This window comes from Fluviibacterium sp. S390, from assembly GCF_049800695.1.
Taxonomy (GTDB): Bacteria; Pseudomonadota; Alphaproteobacteria; order Rhodobacterales; family Rhodobacteraceae; genus Meridianimarinicoccus.
This window is the reverse complement of sequence record NZ_JBNAFN010000022.1, coordinates 28,504-42,864: the sequence shown is the minus strand read 5'-3', so window position 1 is coordinate 42,864 and position 14,361 is coordinate 28,504. Positions and strand designations below refer to the sequence as shown.

The following is a 14,361-nucleotide window of genomic DNA, read 5'->3' as shown; positions in this document are numbered from 1 at the left end:
TGGCGCTAGTAGTTCACCTGCTCAAAGCCGTAGTTCCCTTCATAGTCACGCCAGTCAACGAAGACGGAACGGTGATAGATGCCGGGGCAATTCTGGCCCCAGCGTTCGAGACCGATATGGGCGGAGGGTAGGGAGGTGATGGAGGACCTCTGCCAGGCGAATTCGCCTTGGGTTCCGTATGTGCCGACGACCACTGTGGCGCTACGATTGCAGTCGCCGTCACGTCCGGATTCATGCTGTCGCGCATACCGGACATCAAAGACTCGGATGGATCGTACGAAGTTGAACTCAGGTCCGCTGATGTCGATGTCCGCGCGGTCTTGAACGAGCCGGAGGGCCTGGTCGGCGGGAACAAGGAATTCTGGGGCTTCTGGGGTACGCCAAGCAGCCGTAATTGGGTCAGCGGTATCGCGCGCTGGAAAGGATTGTCGCGGTCCAGTGCTGTTGTTCTGGAAGAACGCTTCAAAGATGCGGTCTGCACTGTTTGCTGCTGGAGCGGCCTCAAAGGACGCGCCCATGGGACAGCGCCAGATCTGAAGCGGCGGTTCCACCGGCCAAGGCGTAATGCGTCGGATGAATTCGGCGCGGGCTCTGGCGCATGGCACGGAAGCGGGCCAACCACCAGAGAGACACAAGAGGATCGCGCAATCGATCGGGTATGTCTGGGCTCTGGCGGACATCGGCAGCGAAAGACCTGTCACAGTTAAAGCGACTACGACCGAGGGGAGAAGCTTCTTGAGTAAATGACGCATGCTGAGAACCCTCTGTGACAGACCTCAGCATACATACGAAAATATACTATCGCAACACTAAGTATAAGTTCGCATAATGAAGTTTATGTTAATTGTTTTGAACACGTCACTTCACGCGCAATTCGCTCAGCACAACCAGCCGAGACGCGCAAAAGCAGATCACATGGTTCCGGCCCTCCCTGACAGAAGCGGCGGGGTCATCCCCCGCCGCTTACCTTTTAGCCCATCGTCGGCATGACGAACTCGGGGTCGGTCCGCACTCCCGTGGGCCAGCGGGTCGTGATTGTCTTCAGCCGGGTGTAAAACCTGACACCTTCTGGCCCGTGCATATGGTGGTCGCCGAAAAGCGATTGTTTCCAGCCGCCGAAGGAATGAAAGGCCATTGGCACGGGGATCGGGACGTTCACGCCAACCATGCCCACCTCGATGTCATGGGCGAAGGTGCGGGCGGCATCGCCGTCGCGGGTAAAGACCGCCACCCCGTTGGCGTAGTCGTGCGCGTGGATCAGGTCGACGGCCTCGGCGTAGTCTTTGCGGCGCACGACCGAGAGAACCGGTCCGAATATTTCTTCTTTCCAGACCGTCATGTCGGGCGTGACGTTGTCGATCAGGGTCGGGCCAACGAAGTAGCCGTTTTCGTAGCCTTGCGGTGGGGTAAAGTTGCGGCCGTCGACGACGATTCTCGCACCTTCCGCCTCTCCCTTGTTGATCAGGCCGACGATCTTCTCCTGAGCGGCCTGAGTTACGACCGGCCCCATCTCCGACGCCTTGTCCGCGGCGGGGCCCACCTTGAGCGCTTCGATCTTGGGCACGAGCCGCTCGATCAGAGCATCAGCCACGTCGTCGGTCACCGGGACAGCGACCGAGATGGCCATGCAGCGCTCGCCGGCAGAGCCATAGGCGGCGCCCATCAGCGCGTTGGCGGCCATGTCGAGATCCGCGTCGGGCAGGATCACCATGTGGTTCTTGGCGCCGCCAAGCGCCTGCACGCGTTTGCCGTTCGCCGTGCCGGTCTCGTAGATGTATTTCGCAATTGGTGTGGAACCGACAAAACTGATCGCCTTGACGTCTGGATGCGACAGCAAGGCGTCCACCGCTTCCTTGTCACCCTGGACCACGTTGAACACGCCCTCCGGCAACCCGGCCTCGGCCAACCACTCGGCGATCAGCAGCGATGCAGAGGGATCGCGCTCGCTGGGTTTCAGGATGAAGGTGTTGCCGCACGCCAAGGCGACCGGGAACATCCACATCGGCACCATGGCCGGGAAGTTGAACGGGGTGATGCCGGCAACCACGCCGAGGGACTGACGGATTGAGTTGCTGTCCACGCCCGTGCCTACATCTTCGGTGTAGTCACCTTTCAGGAGGTGCGGCGCGCCGACGGCGAATTCGACGACCTCGAGCCCGCGTGTCACCTCGCCCACGGCATCATCATGGGTCTTGCCATGCTCGGCAGAAATGGCTTCCGCCAACTGATCGGCGCGGTCCCACAGAATCATCTTGAACCGGTCAAGGATGCGCGCGCGGCGAAGCGGCGGCGTCTTTGACCAGGTTGCCCACGCCGTCTTTGCGGACGCAACGGCGGCGTTCACTTCGTCAGTGGAAGCGAGTGCCACGGTCTTCTCCGCCTCCCCGGTGGCCGGGTTGAATACCGGCTGGCTGCGGCCAGAGGTTCCCGCGACGCGGGCGTTGTCGATGAAGTGTGCGATCTCTGTCATGGATATCTCCTCCGTTTGTCAAAGGCTCTATCGCTATTTTGATTTCGCATATAAATAGACGAATATGGTAATCCGTTATGCAGAAATATATGAATGAACTGGGATGATCTAAGATACTTCCTCGCCGTGGCGCGCGAGGGGCAGATGCTGGGTGCAGCGTCCAGACTTGGCGTCAGCCAAGCCCGCCTCAGCCGCCACATCGCCGCCTTGGAGGAGGCCATCAGCACCCGATTGCTGGAAAGGACACCACGTGGCTCGACCCTGACAGAGGACGGGGCGGCTTTGTTCGAGGTTGCCGAACGCATCGAAGCCGAGGTGCTGAACGGCACCGCGCGTTTGCGGGGTCGTGACACGGTCTCTGGAACCATTCGCATCGGTGCACCGGACGGGTTCGGCAGCGCGTTCCTTGCGCCGCGACTCGGTCGATTTCGCGACGCATATCCCGACCTTCGGGTGCAGCTCGTTCCGGTGCCGCGCAGTTTCTCGCTGTCCGAGCGGGAGGCCGATCTTGCGATCATGGTCGGGCGTCCGAAAAAAGGACGCTTGCGGGTCAAGAAACTGGTCGACTACTCTCTGGGGCTTTATGCATCGCAGGACTACCTGACCCGTGCCGGGACGCCGCGTTCGATCGATATGCTTAGATCCCATACGTTGATCGGATATGTCGACGATCTGATCTACAGCCCGGAGCTTAACTACACGCAGGAATTTGTGCGCGACTGGCGGTCCGATATCGCGGTCTCAACTGCCATCGGTCAATTCGAGGCTGTGCGCGCTGGCACTGGGATCGGGATCTGCCACGACTTCATGGCGTCGGGGGTGACCGGCTTGACGCGCCTCTTCCCCGACATGTCCGTGACCCGAAGCTATTGGATCGTCTGGCACGAAAACCTTCGCGTCGCTCGCCGGGTTCAGGCTGTTGTCCAATTGCTTGATGAGTTGGTACGCGATGAACGCGAACACTTTATGCATTCTTGAGGCGCGCGCCCTGAATGATCGCCGACTTGCCCATCAGGCTTCGGTGAACGCCTCGTTCTGCGGTACCGCGAAACGCGGCAAGGCTTGCTGGCAACGCCGCGAAGCTATCAAATCGGTCGCAAGCGAAAGGTAGCAAAGACATGGCCATCACCCTGCAAGATGTCGCCCTGCACGCCGGTGTGTCGAAATCCGCGGTGTCCCGGACGTTCACACCCGGTGCCTCGGTTTCGCCCTCAATGCGCGCCCGCGTCGAAAAGGCAGCGCGGGACCTTGGCTATCAGCCGAATGTTCTGGCCTCTAGCCTAACGACCGGTCGGACAAAATTGATCGGGCTGATTTCCAACAATTTTACAAACCCCTATTTTCTTGAAATCTTCGACGCCTTCACTCGCGCACTGCAAGACGCTGACCTGCGTCCATTGCTTTTGAACCTGTCCGACGCCGCAAACGCTGAGACATCGCTGGAAAAGCTTCAGCAATACAGCGTTGACGGGGTGATCGTGGCCTCCTCAACCCTGCCACCGCAATTCGCGACCGTATTCCAAACCGCAGGGATCCCGGTTGTGCATGCGTTCGGATGGTCGTCGCCCGTATCCGGGACGGCCTTCGCCGGTATCGACAACGTGGCTGCTGGGCGGTTCGCGGCCCAGACCCTTTTGGCGCGTGGCTATCGAAAGGTGGGGTTTCTCGGTGGTCCAGAACAGGCGACGACCACTCAGGAACGGCTTGGGGGATTTCAATCAGCACTGAATAGCCTTGGGAAGGCTCCGCCGATCCATTTCGCACAAGACTATTCATACACCGCCGGATTTGAAGCGATGAACGAAGCCCTTACGCAAGAACCGGTCGATGCGTGGTTCTGTGGCGATGACGTGATTGCGGTGGGTGCGCTGCACGCCGCACGGGCCGCCAACCTGCACATTCCGCAGGATCTAGGCCTTTTGGGATTGAACGACATGGCCATGGCCGGATGGTCGGGGATTGAGCTGACCACCATCAATCAGCCACTGAATGCCATCGTGGAGGCGGCGGTCGCGCTTATTGAAAGCGGTATCGCCGACCCCGACGCCGTGCCAGACCATCGGCTGCTGCCGTTCAGCCTCGCAGACCGCAATACGCTCAGGCAGCCCGGCTAGCGAAACATCGGCGGGCGGGCGTCGGTCCAAGCACCTTGCGCCTTACCGCTTTCGGCGACTGCAAAGACCGCCGCCATCGATCGTAAGCCATCCTCTGCGCGCGGATAGAGGGTCGCCGCAGGGTCAGGATCACGGTTTTCTTTACGTGCGCGTATGGCTTCTGCCAGATCGGCGTAGATATTGGCAAAGGCCAGCGGCATGCCTTCGGCATGGCCGACGGTCACCCGACTGGTCCGGTCCGCCTCAGGCGACAGGCCGGCCTGCCCGCGCTCGATAGTTTGTAGATTTTGCCCAACTGGCATCCAGTAGAGCTGGTTCGGCTGCTCTTGGCTCCAGCGCAAGCCGCCCTTTTCGCCGAAAACCTGCAAGGTCAGACCGTGTTGGCGACCGATGGCGATGGACGAGGTCCAAAGCCTGCCGACGGCACCACCGTCGAACCGCAGATTCACCATCGCGTCGTCTTCGAGTTGGCGGCTGGCGATGCAGCTGACCGTGTCAGCGGACAGGCTCTCGGCCTGTTGACCGATCACGAAGCTGGCCATGTGCAAGGCGTGGATACCGCAATCGGCGAATTGCGCGCTGACCCCCGCCTGTGCCGGATCGTAGCGCCAGCGGACACGTGGGTTGTCGGCGTCGGCGGCGTCGGCATGGTGGCCATGCGCGAACTCGGCTTTTACAAGACGGATCGCTCCAAGATCACCACGGGCGACCATGGCACGCATGTGGCGCACGAGGCTGTAGCCCGTGTAGCCGTAGTTGACAGCGCAAATGCGGCCCGTTTCGCGGGCCAAGCCCACGATCTCTTCGCCCTCGGCCACGGTCATCGTCATGGGTTTTTCACACAGGACGTGAAAGCCCGCCATGAGGTACGCCCTGGTGATTTCAAAATGCGTCGCGTTGGGCGTCGCGACGGTCACAAGGTCGATCCGGTCCTCGCGGCCTGTTTCACCCTCCAGCATTTCGCGCCAATCCCCATAGGAGCGGTCAGCGGCAAGCCCCAGCCGTTGCCCATAAGCACGGCCTTCGTCCGGCCTATGATCCAGCGCCCCCGCGGTGAATGCGAACAAGCCGTCGAGACCGGCACCCAGACGGTGCGCCGGCCCGATCTGGCTGCCCTCACCCCCGCCGATCATGCCCCAATTCAGTTTGCTCATGGCCTTGCTCCTTCAGAAGCCGATGGATTGCAAATACGAACGGTTTGCCCGCGCATCGTCGAACGGCGAGACCTCAAGTGTGGGGTCGCAGTCCTGTTCAACTGTGCACCAGCCGTCAAAACCGGCATCGACCAGAATTTTCCGAACCTCGGGGAAATCCACATCACCCTGACCAAGGTTGCAAAAAATCCCTTGCCCACAGGCCTTATAGAAATCTGTTCTGTTAGCGACCACATCAGCCTTCACACGCGGGTCGATATCCTTGAAATGCATGTAGGACACGCGGCCAATGTGGCGTTTGAGGAAGGCCACCGGATCAAAGCCGGCATAGGAATGGTGGCCGGTGTCGAAACAGATTTTCAAAAGTGTCTCATCGACCTCGTCCAAAAGCCGCTCCAGCTCGGGCTCGAAATCGATAAAGCCGCCGGCATGTGCATGGATCGAAGGGACGAGTCCATGATCGGCGCCAATCTGTGCGGCCGCTTTGATCCGGTCCACAAAGGCCCGCCATTCTTCGGTTGCCATCTGTTCTGCCTCGTCAGCACGCCCCGCTGTTGGCGCACGGCGCGGAGAGATGGAGTCGATCAGCACGAAATGGCGCGCACCATGTGCAGACAGCGACCGGGCCGTCCGAACTGCTGCGTCGCGGACCTCGTCCCATTTCGACGGATCATGAAACGGGCGAAACACCACGCCGGCAATCAGCGAAAGATCGTGTTCGGCCAACGCTTCGCCCAAAACATCTGGGGCCTCGGGCATAAAGCCGATCGGGCCAAGTTCGATGCCGCGATACCCGGCCCCTGCACAGTCTTTCAGAACCTGCTGCCAAGGCGGGTTACGTGGGTCACCCGCGAATTCTACACCCCATGAACACGGTGCGTTTCCAATCCGGATTGTCATGTGGGCTGCCCTCCAACTTCCGAAATGTCCACCCAACGCGATTGCTCGGCGGATTGGATAACGGCCTCGACCACCTCCGCGACCTCCAACCCGTCGCGGAACGTCGGCCAGACCGACTGACCTGTGTCGATGGCAGTCAGGAAATCCTTGGCCTCAATGATGATCTGATCCTGATAGCCCGTCCCATGGCCGGGTCCCTGGCAGAACGGCTCAAAGTCCGGATGGGCGGGGCCGGTCAGGATCTTGCGGAAGCCGCGTGTCGCCTCCGGCCCCTCGGCAAGATACAGCCAGACGGCGTTTTGATCTTCCTGATCGAAACGGATAGCGCCCTTGCTCCCCGTGATTTCATAAGCATAGCCCATCTTGCGCCCGGTCGAGACACGGCTCGAGTAGATGTGCCCCATCACACCGGACGCAAACCGGCACATGATCTGCGCGTGATCGTCGTTTGTTACGGCCCCGCCAGGCCGGTTCGCCACGACCGTTTCCACCTCGCCCATCACCCGCGTGATTGGCCCCATCAACGCCAGTGCTGCATTGATGGGATGCGGGGCAAGGTCGCCCATGTTTCCGTTGGCCCGCCCCGCACAGCGCCAATTGAAGGGCGTGTCAGGATCGGCAAGGAAATCTTCTGTGTGTTCCCCGCGGAACCATCTGATTTCGCCAAGGACACCGTCCTTCAGCAACTGGCGAACGAACTGGCTTGCCGGGGTTCGGATGTAGTTGAAGCCTGTCATGTTCACGACGCCCGACGCCTCTGCCGCGGCGACCATCGCGCGGGCATCATCAAGCGTGTCGGCCAGCGGCTTTTCACACAGGACCGGCTTTCCCAATGCAAAGGCGGCCTCGGCGATCTGGCGATGGGTGTCCTGTGGCGACGCGATGACGATTGCCTCGACCTGTTGGTCTTCGACCAAGGCCCGCCAATCGTCCGCCCATCGGCGAAACCCGTAAGCCTTGGCATAGCGTTCCGCACTGGCCGGACTGGTTGCGGCGATCATTTCCAGCCTCGGTCTCAGGCGCGTGTTGAAAACAGCGCCGACCGCCGACATTGCAACGGAATGGGCCTTGCCCATATAGCCGCCACCAACAATTCCTATTCCGATCTCTGCCATGCCCAACTCATATTGCAACCGGTTGCAAAACCGATATCCTGAGCCGTGAATTTGGGCAACGGCAAAAGGCCAGTTTCAACTGATGGATATTTTGAAACGGGATGCGACTGGGTTTCTGATCATGGGCCGCGCCGGGATGGATCTTTATGCCGATCCTCCGGGCGCTCAGATCGAAACGGCGACGGCTTTTACCGCCGCTCTTGGCGGATCTTCGGCGAATATCGCGGCCGGTTTGTGCCGACAGGGGCTGCGCGCCGCGCTGGTCACTTGCGTTTCAGATGATGCGATTGGCCAGTTCTGCCGCACGCAGCTTGCGGCCTATGGCATCGAAGACCAATTCGTCCGGTCGGTCGGAGGAGATGCGCGCAACTCGCTGGCCGTCGTCGAGACACGGGTTCAGGACACACAATCGGTGATCTACCGCAACGGCGCTGCTGATTTTGAGATGACCGAAGAGGACGTATGCGCCCTGCCCTACTCCGCGTTTCAGGCTATGGTGACGACGGGAACGGTGTTGGCTGCTGAACCATCGCGAAGTGCCGCAATCACGGCTTTTGGAAAAGCGAAGGCCGCGGGCGTTCCGATCGTTTTTGACATCGACTACCGCCCCTACACCTGGACGTCGGCGGAAGAGGCCGAACAGGTCTACAGTCATGCAGCCACGTTCTGCGACATCATCGTCGGCAATGACGAAGAATTCGGATTTATGGCCGGGGCCTATGACAGGGGTTTGTCCAAGGCCCGCGCGCTGGCGGTCGATACGGCAAAGATCGTCGTCTACAAAATGGGCGAAAAAGGCGCGATCACCATCACACGCGATGGCGAGGTCCACACCGGCATCTTCAAGACCCAAGCGCTCAAGCCGACGGGCGCGGGAGATGCGTTCATGGCCGGGTTCCTTGGCGGGTTGGCGTCCGGCTTGCCAGTTTCCGGCGCCGTCGAGCGGGGTTCGGCCGCCGCGGCAATCGTCGTATCACGCGTCGGTTGCGCGCCCGCCATGCCCACGGCGGATGAGCTGGCGCAGTTTCTCTCCACCAATGCCCTTCAGACATAAGGCAGGTTCCCGATGCACATTCCTCCCCACGACAATGCCAATCGCCCCATCGTCGATGTGGACGACGCGCATGTTCCCCTCACCTATTTCAATATCATCAAGCTAAAGGCGGGTGACACATTCAACTATCGCGTCGCCGGGTATGAAACCTGCATCGTGCCGGCCACCGGCACCGTCACTGTCGAGGTCGGCGGCGAGACCTTTGCGGACATCGGCAATCGCGGCGCAGATGTCTGGGACGGCGATCCAGAGGGCGTCTACGTTCCAACCGATACCGGCGCGCGCATTACGGCCCGCACCAACACGGAAACCTTCATTGCCGGGGCAAAATTTGCCGACACGCTGACGCCCTTCGCCGTCCGGGCCGCCGATCTGGACCTCGTGCAATACGGCTCTGACGACACCAAAACCCACCGCAAGATCAAACACATCCTTGGTGCTGGCCACCACGACCGTGTGGGTCGCCTGCTGGTGAGCGAGCTGTTTACAGTGGGCGCTGGCGGTTGGTCGGGGTTCCCGAGCCACAAACACGATACCGATCGCTTGCCTGACGAGACACGGCATGACGAGTGCTACAACTTTCGCTTCAAGCCGAATTACGGATCGGGCCTGCAGATGTTGCAACGTGTCGATAACGAACCAGGTGATGCCTACCATATCATGGACGGATCTACCGTTTTGATCGACAAAGGCTATCACCCCTGCTGTGCGTTGCCTGGATATGAAATGTATTATTTCACGATTCTCGGCGGCCTGTCCCAGCGGTCGCTCAAGCAGTATTTCCAGCCCACCCATGCAGAGCAGCTGCACACTATTCCCGGCATCATGGATATGGTCGCCAAGTTCAAATGACGCTGGCCACGCTGAACGATATCTTGCCTCAGGCCAACGTCGACGGCTTTGCCGTGCCTGGCTTCGTGTGTCTGGGCTGGGAAGACGCACGAGCCTATGTCAACGCGGCTGAGGCCGAGCGCGCGCCGGTCATCTTGCAGGCAGGACCGTCCTGCCGCGCGCATACACCGCTGCCTGTCCTGGCTTCCATGTTCCTGCACTTGGCAGATTCTGCCTCTGTCCCCGTCGTAGCACATCTGGACCACGGTCAATCGCTTGCAGAATGTGAGGCGGCGTTGCAGTGCGGCTTTACCTCGGTGATGTATGACGGTTCTCGGTTGCCGCTGGCTGACAATATCGCGAAGACCAAAGCTGTGGTTGAGCTTGCCCACAATTTCGGGGCGTCCTGCGAGGGCGAACTCGGTTTTGTCGGTTATGCCCACGGCGCCGCGTCTGCCGGAACGGACCCTGATGAAGTCAGCTTTTTCGTGACCGAAACCGGCGTCGATGCCTTGGCGGTTTCGGTTGGCAATGTGCATCTTCAAACCCGCCCTTCACAGTCCTTGGACCAGGAACGCTTGACGGCGATCTCGCGGCAAAGCCGGGTACCGCTGGTAATCCACGGCGGGTCCGGCCTTGCCTTGGAAGACCGGCAGAATCTGCCAACCCGAACGCCCATCGCCAAGATCAATATGGGGACAGAGTTACGGCAAGCATTTGGGGCCTCGCTTCGCAAGGTGTTAGCCGATAACCCGAACCAGTTTGATCGCGTCGAGATCATGTCAAGAACGGAGGCAACCCTTCAGGGCGCTGCCAGCGCTATATTACGCCAGTTGAGAACGAGTGGGCGGGCGTAGTCCAAGTAGCGCTGTTGAATTGGTGTCAATCAAGGCTTCCAAGTCTTTTCTCGGGGATAACTCGACAGGGGAACGGCTATTCAATTGTGACGAAGTGTTACTTAGTCGCAGGTAACATTTTGAAATTCCACTCGAGTGATTGCTGTAAAAACAGCATTGGCCAAATGATCTCATCCGAGAGCGAAACGATTTTTCCGATAGGACGGCGACACTATCCGCTACGAAGGCCAACTTTGCCTCGCACCAATTCGATGAAGACTCCAAAAGGTCGAGCCAGCAAGATCATGAAAATGATAGCCGATCCCAAGGCCGCACCCATTTCTCCAAAGCTGGCGCCGGCCACTAATAGAGTGGCACCATAAACCGGGCCTTGAAAGGTGAGAAATGCCACGATGTCGACAATGATCGTAGTCAGGCGCTTACGAGGGGCAACGCGCCTCAAAAGCCAGTCCCGCCAACCCGTGTAGGGACGCGCCGTTGCGATCATTATTGGAACCATCAAAATCCGCGTGGTCAGGACCTCCTCCGGGTCCATCCCTGCGATGACCAGTTCAGAGAAACTTGCGATAGCAGTGAAGAAAACGATTGTTGCCAAAGTATCTACTATGAAAAGGCGCATGGCAGACGTTTTTATCTCATTGGGATACTTGGCGACCATTTTATTGCAAAACACTCAGCGTTCAGCCGTGACCAGCCTGACGGCCAAGCCAACAAAAACCACAGCTGCGACGCGGTTCAGGCCCATTTGAATAGCCGGCGAAGCCCTCAGCCACTTGCCCAAGAAGCCCGATCCCCATGCCACGAAGCCGAAAATGAGGACCGTCGCACATATGAAAGCGCAACCAAAGATTAACAATTGCGGCGCCAAGGGGCCCACGGACGGGTCTGCAAATTGCGGTAGGAAGGCGAGGAAGAAAATGACGACCTTCGGATTTGTGACATTCATCACGATCCCGCGAAAATAAAGTTGCGCCAGACTCGGGTTGTTCGATTGCTTCACCGAAAGGTTCGATGTGCCCGCTCTGAACGCTTGCCATGCGAGATACAGAAGGTAGCCGGCCCCCAGAAACTTCACTGCGTTGAAGGCCATCGATGACGCTGCAAAAACGGCGGCTATGCCGAACGCGACTGCAGTGGTGTGAAAAAGCAATCCGGTACACAAACCCAAGGTCACAACCAGTCCCGCAAGTCGCCCGTAAAGTGCGGATTGGGTAATAACGAAAATGTTGTCCGGTCCGGGAGCGAGCCCGAGCGCAACCGAAGCTGCGAAAAAGACAACTAAAACATCGAATTCGGGCATTCACATATCCTTGTTAGGTTTGTTCGCTTGAGGACCAATGGGCCAATAATCCACTGTCTATGCTGCCTGTGACTTTCAATCACCCTCATTAAGCAAGTTTTCGGCAAAAGCTTTCCGAACCTGCAAACGTACCCCCTGTCCGCCGCGTCATGAATGCGCAGAGGCAGATCTTCTCCTTGGCTCTACGAGTTTTTCAGTCCACAGCCCCCGTCAGTCGTAGTCAGCGGCCAATCGCGAGGTGAATTTTTCAAGTTCCGCATCCGAGATTGGGACGGAATGTTCCGATGCTGGATATGCGCCGTTGGCAATATCTGCACCGAACTCTTTGAACGCGTTGATGCGTTCCTCCTGCAAGCGGTCCAGTTCCTTGCGGAAATCCCGATAGGTCTTTGCATGGCGCGGCTTGTGACCGCGCGTGTAGCCTAGAACATCCTCAGCGAACAGATACTGTGCATCGGCATGCGGTCCAGCGCCCATACCAAGAAGAACGAGGTTCGTTCGCTTGGCGATCTCGGCGGCGACCCTGTCGGGAACGACCTCCAGCTCCACCCCAAAGCATCCGACGTCCTCGAGTGCTTTCGCGTGTCTGAAGACGTCCATGGCGCTGTCGGCGGTCTTTCCCACCGCCTTGAAGCCACCCGTCCATGTCGCCTTCGACGGGATCAACCCAATATGGCTCACGACCGGAATACCATCATCTGCCAGGGCCTTTATCGTCCCAAGCGAGGACGCGCAGTAAACGCAATCGCCGCCCACCCTCATCGCCCGGTGGGCGGCGCGCTGGTAATCCTCCAGCGTCACAAGTTCGCCGTAGAGCAAACCGACCTGGACGAAACAGTTCCCCGCCGCCTCTCGCATCTCGGGTGTCCAGACCGGATCGATGATCGAAAGCATGTCGATCCCGGCTTCCGCAGCAGCGGCAGCCTCGTCGGGGGTATCGACGTAGAGCATAGAAAGCGTCCGCTTACCCTTCAGCGCGCGGATGTCGGCGACCGTTGGCCGCTTGTGATAAAGTCCCATTCTTCCTCCCTTCGCTCAGGCGGCCCTGAGCAGTTTCTTCAGATTTTGCCCTGGGTCCGACAACGCGGCGGCGTCCAACCGAACTCCGATCAACCTCTGCGCAATCTTGATGTCCTTTGCGACCGCATTACCCCGACCGAGCCCCGCGGCCCCGACAAGCGCACCGTCGTCGTCAAGGAAGAATAGCATTTCTGCATCTTTCCCCAGATCCCGGATCGCAGCCGGTGATCCCGAGGTTTCACCGACGCCCTGAAGGCCCAGGTCGTATTGATCCGACCAAAACCAGACCGGTATGTCGAAGCAGGCGTTGCCACCCGCAAGATTGCGACCAGCCACCTCGCCCTGTGCCTGTGCGTTCTGCCAGGTCTCATATCGCCGATAAGAGCCTTCTCCAGTCTTGACTGCCGCGCAGTCGCCCGCCGCGAATATGTTCGGATCATCTGTCATCAGCCGACTGTCGACCCTGATCCCGTTTTCGGTCGTCAGGCCGGCCGACGCGGCAAGTTCGGTATTCGGCGCAACTCCAATCGCAGCAATGATCAAGTCGGCTTCGAAAATACGCCCATCGTTCAGAACGACGGCGCTTTCGGTGCATGAGGCGATTTGGGTGTTGCAGACAATTTCGACACCCGCGTCCTGATGACGTAACACCATTTTGGTCGCAAGCTTCTCGGGTACATTGCGTCCTAACGGTCGTGGCCCGGCCTCGAGAATTGTGACGTGGAGACCACGTATCCTGAGCTCCGCGGCTAGTTCCAGCCCAATAAGCCCTGCCCCGACGATAACGACGTGCGTTGCGGTCCGGGCAGCGCTATAGATCGCGCTCGCGTCCTTGATCGTGCGCAACACCAGCGCCCGATCTCCGCCGGTGCAATTCAGCGGGCGCGGCCGCGAACCGGTTGCGAGAAGAAGTTTCTCGTACGGGAGCGATCCGCCTTCCGACAGTACAACTTCCTGCGCATCCCGATTAATGGCGATAGCCGAGACGCCACGTTTGAGCACTATTGCCTTTTCCGACAATTCCTCGAGTGTTGTAATCGGTTTTTCGACCGCACCTGAGTCATCGGGTTTGGACAATGGCGGTCGCTCATAGGGCAGCGCCGTTTCCTCGCCGATGACGGTGATTGGGCCCTGATACCCGGTATGGCGTGCGGTGACCGCGGCTCTGATTCCGCACTCACCGGCGCCGATAATGACGATGCCGGACACGTCAGATCTCGACGAAGACGCGGTCGCCCTCGACCTTGACCGGATACGTGCCCAGATTAACGCAAACCGGTGCACGTTTCGCCTCGCCGGTGCGATAATCGAACTGCCCGTTATGCTTCGGGCACTCGATAACGTAGTCCATCACCAACCCGTCCTCTAGATGCACCTGTTCGTGCGTGCAAAGCCCGTCCGTACAGAAATATTCATCGTTCGGGCTGCGATAGATCGCAAATGTGCGGTCACCGTGGTCAAAGCGGATCAGATCCTCTTCGTCGATGTCATCAGTTGCGCAGGCGTCAATCCACTCAGCCATGTCAGTCTCCCTGGTTTGTTTTTC

At 59.2% G+C, this 14,361-nt stretch carries 15 protein-coding genes; 5 read left to right on the top strand and 10 right to left on the bottom strand.

From position 1 onward, the window contains the following. Positions 1-5 precede the first annotated feature (5 nt). Together ACP15K_RS16045 and ACP15K_RS16040 are read right to left on the bottom strand one after the other, a co-directional pair. Entirely contained in the window at positions 6-752 is a 747-nt protein-coding gene (locus ACP15K_RS16045; RefSeq protein ID WP_424990985.1) for a hypothetical protein, read from the bottom strand. A gap of 218 nt (positions 753-970) precedes the next feature. After that, on the bottom strand, positions 971-2,470 hold the full coding sequence (locus ACP15K_RS16040; protein ID WP_424990984.1) for a CoA-acylating methylmalonate-semialdehyde dehydrogenase: 1,500 nt from the start codon (positions 2,468-2,470) through the stop codon (positions 971-973). A gap of 93 nt (positions 2,471-2,563) precedes the next feature. Between ACP15K_RS16040 and ACP15K_RS16035 the strand changes: the two genes are divergently transcribed. Together ACP15K_RS16035 and ACP15K_RS16030 are read left to right on the top strand one after the other, a co-directional pair. Next, positions 2,564-3,448 carry a LysR family transcriptional regulator gene (locus tag ACP15K_RS16035; protein WP_424990983.1) on the top strand — a complete coding sequence of 295 codons (885 nt, stop codon included), beginning with the start codon at positions 2,564-2,566 and terminating at the stop codon, positions 3,446-3,448. Positions 3,449-3,588: 140 nt separating this feature from the next. Beyond that, positions 3,589-4,584: a LacI family DNA-binding transcriptional regulator gene (locus ACP15K_RS16030; protein ID WP_424990982.1), complete on the top strand. Its 996-nt coding sequence runs from the start codon at positions 3,589-3,591 to the stop codon at positions 4,582-4,584. On the opposite strand, the gene ACP15K_RS16025 is transcribed toward ACP15K_RS16030, so the two are convergent. From ACP15K_RS16025 to ACP15K_RS16015, 3 genes are read right to left on the bottom strand one after another with little or no spacing between them, the layout of a single operon-like run. Then, a complete protein-coding gene (locus ACP15K_RS16025; RefSeq protein ID WP_424990981.1) occupies positions 4,581-5,738 on the bottom strand; it encodes a Gfo/Idh/MocA family protein in 1,158 nt (385 codons plus the stop codon). The genes ACP15K_RS16030 and ACP15K_RS16025 overlap by 4 nt on opposite strands. Before the next feature lie 12 nt (positions 5,739-5,750). After that, complete coding sequence (locus ACP15K_RS16020; protein WP_424990980.1) at positions 5,751-6,638, bottom strand: TIM barrel protein; 888 nt, start codon at positions 6,636-6,638, stop codon at positions 5,751-5,753. Further along, complete coding sequence (locus ACP15K_RS16015) at positions 6,635-7,753, bottom strand: Gfo/Idh/MocA family protein (protein ID WP_424990979.1); 1,119 nt, start codon at positions 7,751-7,753, stop codon at positions 6,635-6,637. Before ACP15K_RS16015 ends, ACP15K_RS16020 begins: the two co-directional genes overlap by 4 nt. 82 nt (positions 7,754-7,835) lie before the next feature. On the opposite strand from ACP15K_RS16015, the gene iolC reads away from it, so the two are divergent. From iolC to ACP15K_RS16000, 3 genes are read left to right on the top strand one after another with little or no spacing between them, the layout of a single operon-like run. Beyond that, positions 7,836-8,807: a 5-dehydro-2-deoxygluconokinase gene (iolC, locus tag ACP15K_RS16010; protein ID WP_424990978.1), complete on the top strand. Its 972-nt coding sequence runs from the start codon at positions 7,836-7,838 to the stop codon at positions 8,805-8,807. Between the two features lie 12 nt (positions 8,808-8,819). Continuing rightward, positions 8,820-9,659, top strand: a complete 840-nt coding sequence (locus tag ACP15K_RS16005) for a 5-deoxy-glucuronate isomerase (RefSeq protein ID WP_424990977.1) — start codon at positions 8,820-8,822, stop codon at positions 9,657-9,659. Beyond that, positions 9,656-10,495 carry a class II fructose-bisphosphate aldolase gene (locus ACP15K_RS16000; RefSeq protein WP_424990976.1) on the top strand — a complete coding sequence of 280 codons (840 nt, stop codon included), beginning with the start codon at positions 9,656-9,658 and terminating at the stop codon, positions 10,493-10,495. Before ACP15K_RS16005 ends, ACP15K_RS16000 begins: the two co-directional genes overlap by 4 nt. Positions 10,496-10,706: 211 nt before the next feature. Here the strand turns inward: ACP15K_RS16000 and alaE are convergent, their stop codons facing one another. From alaE to ACP15K_RS15975, 5 genes are all read right to left on the bottom strand, one after another. Next, positions 10,707-11,153, bottom strand: a complete 447-nt coding sequence (alaE, locus tag ACP15K_RS15995) for an L-alanine exporter AlaE (RefSeq protein WP_424990975.1) — start codon at positions 11,151-11,153, stop codon at positions 10,707-10,709. A gap of 15 nt (positions 11,154-11,168) precedes the next feature. Continuing rightward, entirely contained in the window at positions 11,169-11,795 is a 627-nt protein-coding gene (locus ACP15K_RS15990; protein WP_424990974.1) for a LysE family translocator, read from the bottom strand. A gap of 210 nt (positions 11,796-12,005) precedes the next feature. Further along, positions 12,006-12,815: a 3-methyl-2-oxobutanoate hydroxymethyltransferase gene (locus ACP15K_RS15985; RefSeq protein WP_424990973.1), complete on the bottom strand. Its 810-nt coding sequence runs from the start codon at positions 12,813-12,815 to the stop codon at positions 12,006-12,008. Positions 12,816-12,830: 15 nt separating this feature from the next. Further along, the gene (locus ACP15K_RS15980) at positions 12,831-14,024 is read right to left on the bottom strand and encodes an NAD(P)/FAD-dependent oxidoreductase (protein WP_424990972.1); all 1,194 of its coding nucleotides are present in this window, start codon (positions 14,022-14,024) and stop codon (positions 12,831-12,833) included. 1 nt (position 14,025) lies between these two features. Further along, positions 14,026-14,337 carry a MocE family 2Fe-2S type ferredoxin gene (locus tag ACP15K_RS15975; protein ID WP_424929397.1) on the bottom strand — a complete coding sequence of 104 codons (312 nt, stop codon included), beginning with the start codon at positions 14,335-14,337 and terminating at the stop codon, positions 14,026-14,028. Positions 14,338-14,361: the final 24 nt, after the last annotated feature.